This window comes from Streptomyces sp. ID05-39B, from assembly GCF_033794725.1.
GTDB lineage: Bacteria > Actinomycetota > Actinomycetes > Streptomycetales > Streptomycetaceae > Streptomyces > Streptomyces bobili.
The window spans coordinates 1-1,851 of record NZ_JARGEF010000486.1 but is presented as its reverse complement, the minus strand read 5'-3'; the positions used below and the strand labels follow the sequence as shown (position 1 = coordinate 1,851).

1 protein-coding gene is annotated in these 1,851 nt (G+C 76.8%); it reads right to left on the bottom strand.

The features are described 5' to 3' along the window. On the bottom strand, window positions 1–1,806 hold a 1,806-nt coding region (locus P1P75_RS41340), incomplete at its 3' end, for a DUF5682 family protein (RefSeq protein WP_319265158.1). Between the last annotated feature and the right edge of the window lie 45 nt (window positions 1,807–1,851).

Genomic DNA, 1,851 nt, shown 5'->3' with positions numbered 1-1,851 from the left:
GCGCCGCCACGTGGACGCGGTGCCTCGCTCCGGCCCGGCCGCCTCCTCCAGCAGCCCGACCGCGCCGTGCACCGCGTCCACGTGGCGGCGCATCTCGTCGGCCGCGTCGGCGTCCAGTGCGGCGCACGCGGGAGGCAGGCCGACGAATATCCGCTCGGCGAGGCCCGCCGCCACGCCGGCCAGGGCGCCGGTGTCGGTGCCGCGGACGTCGCCGTAGCGAAGGGAGCGGACGAGGGCGGGCAGCGCCTGGGCGAGATGGCCGACGTCGGTGTCCAGTGCCGCACGGTCGGCGAGTACCCGCATCACCGTGGGCAGGGCGTCCGGCAGCCCGGCCAGCAGGCAGCGCTCCGCGAGGCCGGTCACCTCGGCGAGCCCCCGTCCGGTGACGGCGTCCGCCTCCGCCCTGGCGGTGGCGGCGGCCAGTACGGTCGTCCCCCATACGCCCGCCTCGGCGACCCGCACGGACAGCTCGGGCTCCCAGCGCAGCCGCCACGTCTCGCGGAACGTGCCCGTGCTCCCCCGGGAGAGCGCCGGCTCTCCCCACCGCACCCCCAGCAGCCGCAGCCGGTGCAGCAACCTGCTGCGCTCGGAGTCGGTCTCCTTGCGCAGGTCCAGCTCCAACTCGCGCTCCGCCGCCTCGGGTTTGAGCCGCAGCCGACGCTGGAGCCGGTGGAGGTCGCGCTGCAGGGGCACCGCGGGCGCGGTGGCGGGCACCTCACCCATGACGTCCCCGACGACCAGCCGGTCCCGGACCAGCGCGAGCGGCACGTCCGAGCCCTCGCACAGCACCGCACGCACGGCGTCGGTCGTCTCGCTCAGGCCGGGCAGCGGTCGGCCCCGCAGCGCGGCGAGCGTCTCGGCCAGCCGTACCGCCTCGATGACGTGCGCGGGGGAGACGATGCGGTCCTCCTCGCGGAGCAGGCCCGCCACCCTGGTCAGCCACCGCTCCACCGGCCGGTCGGGCGAGGCGAACAGATGCGCGTACCAGCCGGGCGAGTCGACGCCGGCGCCGTATCCCCCGGCCCGGGCCAGTCTGCGGTGGGTCCACGGCACCCACGTCAGGTCGGTCCTGGTCCTGGGCAGTCCCTTCAGCAGCGCCCGGTCGGCGGTGAGGGCGGTCCTGCGGCGGAGCGCGGGTACGTGCCACGCCCCGCACACGACGGCGACGGCCCCGTCCCCGAACTCCCGCTGCGCCGCCCGCAGCTGGAGCCGCATGTACGCCTCTCTGACGGGGTCCCGCTCGCCGCCCGCGGCACCGTACGTGTCGCGCAACGCCGTCATGGCCTCCTCGACGGCGGTGAAGGGTGCGAACGGATCACGTCGGCCCGGACCCCGGTGCTCGACGACGTCCTCCCACCAGCGCTCGGGGTCGTCGTGACCGGCGGCGTCGGCGAGGGTGGCGAGCGGGTCGACGCGCGGGTCGGCGCGGCGGCCGACGCCGGGGCCGTCGCCCGGTGGCCCTCCCTCCGGCTCCGGGTTCTCGTCGGCCTCCGCCTGCCAGGCCAGGGTGTGCGCGGCAGGCAGGTCGATGAAGCGGGCCGGGACGCCGTGCTCCAGGGCCCAGCGGATCGCGACCCATTCCGGGGAGAACGCGGCCATCGGCCAGAAGGCCGACCGTCCGGGCTCGTCCACGGCGTGCGCGAGGAGCGCGACCGGGGGCCGGAGGTTCTCGTCGGCGGCCAGCGCGATCAGCTCGTCGGCCTCCGGCGGGCCCTCGATGAGCACGGTCCGCGGCCGGGCGGCGTCCAGCGCCCTGCGCACGGCCCGCGCCGACCCCGGCCCGTGATGCCGTACCCCGAGCAGCAGGGTCTCCCCCGGACCGGACCTCGCGTGAAAACAACTCCCTTTTCC